The organism is Aquamicrobium ahrensii, from assembly GCF_040545755.1.
Taxonomy (GTDB): Bacteria; Pseudomonadota; Alphaproteobacteria; order Rhizobiales; family Rhizobiaceae; genus Mesorhizobium; species Mesorhizobium ahrensii.
Window position 1 is genome coordinate 1 of record NZ_JBEPMN010000033.1, and the last position, 2,184, is coordinate 2,184.

At 62.4% G+C, this 2,184-nt stretch carries 3 protein-coding genes; all 3 read right to left on the reverse strand.

Going from position 1 to position 2,184, the window contains the following annotated elements; translation table 11 throughout:
• Positions 1-1,487: recombinase family protein (locus tag ABID44_RS18610; protein ID WP_354153168.1), on the reverse strand; the 1,487-nt coding region annotated here is incomplete at its 3' end.
• Positions 1,484-1,882 carry an HVO_A0114 family putative DNA-binding protein gene (locus ABID44_RS18615; protein ID WP_354153169.1) on the reverse strand — a complete coding sequence of 133 codons (399 nt, stop codon included), beginning with the start codon at positions 1,880-1,882 and terminating at the stop codon, positions 1,484-1,486. The genes ABID44_RS18610 and ABID44_RS18615, both read right to left, overlap by 4 nt.
• The coding region (locus tag ABID44_RS18620; protein WP_354153170.1) for a toxin-antitoxin system TumE family protein at positions 1,879-2,184 on the reverse strand (306 nt) is incomplete at its 5' end. The genes ABID44_RS18615 and ABID44_RS18620, both read right to left, overlap by 4 nt.

The window sequence follows — 2,184 nt, forward strand, 5'->3', positions numbered from 1 at the left end:
TGGTCGCGTCGGTAGCCGCCATCATCGAGTCGTATCCGTTCGCGGGCTTTGCGGGCGAAGCCCTTGAGCATATCGGGGCTGACGCCCTGATTGCCTGAACTGTCGAGCGCGAGCTGAGTGCGCTCGGCGTCGGCGGCAGCCTGATCCCGCAATGCCTTTAGGCTCGCCATGCGCTCTTTCGCCATGGCGTCGTCCTTGTCCACCATGCCCGCTTCGATGGCGTCAAAGAGACGACCGAGCCGCTGGTTGGCTTCCGTGATTCGCCTGTGAAGTTCGGCAAGATGCTCGCGGCGGCGCTCGGCGCGCTCCTGCCGCCGGTCAATGACGCTGGCGAGGACAGTTTCCAGTCGCTTGGGCTGGAGCAGCCGATCCCCGATATGATCGGCGACAAGATGATCCAGCTTGTCCATCGGGATCGTGCGGCCCTTGCAGCCGGTCTTGCCTTGCCGCGCCTTGGTCGAGCAGGTGTAATAGCGGTATGTCGCTCCCGTGCTGCCTTGGCCGGTGCGCAACGTCATCGCACCTCCGCACTTGGCGCAGAAGCAAATGCCTGTCAGCAGCGTGGGGCCGCTGGAGACACGCGCAGGTGTCACCATAGGATTGCGGGATTTGAGGCGGGCTTGCACCGCATCGTAAATCTCGCGCTCGATCAGGGGCGGCACCGCCATGATGGCGACCTCGCTCTCTGGCTTTTTCTCCCGGTTTTTATGCGAGCGCGTGTTGAACCTGTGTTCGCCGATATAGGTGGTGCGGGTAAGGATGGCGTGGATTTGCGCTAGACCCCATTTGCCACCATCACGGGTGAAGAAGCCGTGCTCGTTGAGATAAGTGGCAATAGCCTTGACGCCCATTGCGCCGGACTTGCCGTCACCTTCGAGATAGAGCCGATAGATCAGCCGCACGGTGTCGGCGTGCAGCGGGTCGATCTCCAGCTTCTTCTTGATCTTCGATCCCCGCTGCTCGGCCGCGACGATGCGATAGCCGATAGGAGGTCGTGCGCCGTTCCAGAAGCCTTGGCGGGCGTTCTCGTTCATGGCGCGTAGGACGTGCTTGGCGTTCTCCTTGGACTGGTATTCGTCGAACAGCGCCATGATCTGCCGCATCATCTGGTGCATGGGGTCGTCGCCCATCTCCTGCGTGATGGACACCAGCTTGACGCCGTTCTTCGCCAGCTTGCGAACGTAGAACTCCATCTCGAAGTGATCGCGGAAGAACCGGCTGAACGAATGGACCACGACAATATCGAAAGGCGCGGGCTTGGACGTGCCAGCCTCGATCATGCGCTGGAACTCGGGGCGCTTGTCATTGGTGGCGGTTGCACCCGGTTCAACATAAGTCTCAACGAGCTGGTAGCCGCGTTGCTCGCAATAGGCTTCACCCTGCCGCTTCTGGTCGGGAATGGAAATGTCATGCTCGGCCTGCCGGGCAGTTGAGACGCGCAGGTAAAGCGCGGCGCGGGCGGTAACGGTTGGGCTGTGCATGTTCATGGCCGGTCTCCCATAGCCTTCTTCGCCTTGGAGCGGTCGATCAGGGGCAGCGCCAGCTCCACGCGGTCATGGACCACCTTGGGCGCGAGCTTGCGGCCGTGGCCCGGCTCAAGCCGCACAAGGCCGTAGCTCTCCATCGTTTTGAGGGTGCGTGACAGATTGGAACCGGCCCGGCCGGTGATTTCCGCCAGTTCTTCCAGCGATGCCGGGGCTTTCTCGGCGATGACGCGAAGCAACTCGCGGTTCCCGGCCGACAGCACCTTGGCGAAGGATTCGGTCGAGGTGAACCACACCTTCGGGTCGCCGGGCGCGGGCTTTTCCTCGCCCTTGGCAATCCGCATGGTGCGGGCCTTCATCTCGTCATAGTCGGCAATCCCGACTTTCAATGTGGTCATAGGGCACCTCGCTCCTTCAAAACCGCGTCCACCGCCTGCCAGAAGTCGGCCAGCAGCGTGGCCGCATCCTCGTAGGCGTAAGGCTTCACGGTCTGGAGGCGATGCCGATGGTCCATCGGCTCGCCCCTCCTGCCCTGGCCGACCGGATGGGCATTGTCGAAGCCGACCAGCCGTTCGCCCGAAGGCCCGTGAAGCGTGAGCGAATAATCGAGGCCATGCGGCTTTTCCGGCGAGGCCGGAACGCGGGTGACGACAAACTTCACCCAATAGCCGCCTTTGGGATCGACAAAGAGCATCTGTCC

What these genes read in the sequence shown, in the direction of transcription:
- ABID44_RS18615 (WP_354153169.1), bottom strand. Translation starts at nt 1,882, where the DNA reads ATGACCACATTGAAAGTCGGGATTGCCGACTATGACGAGATGAAGGCC.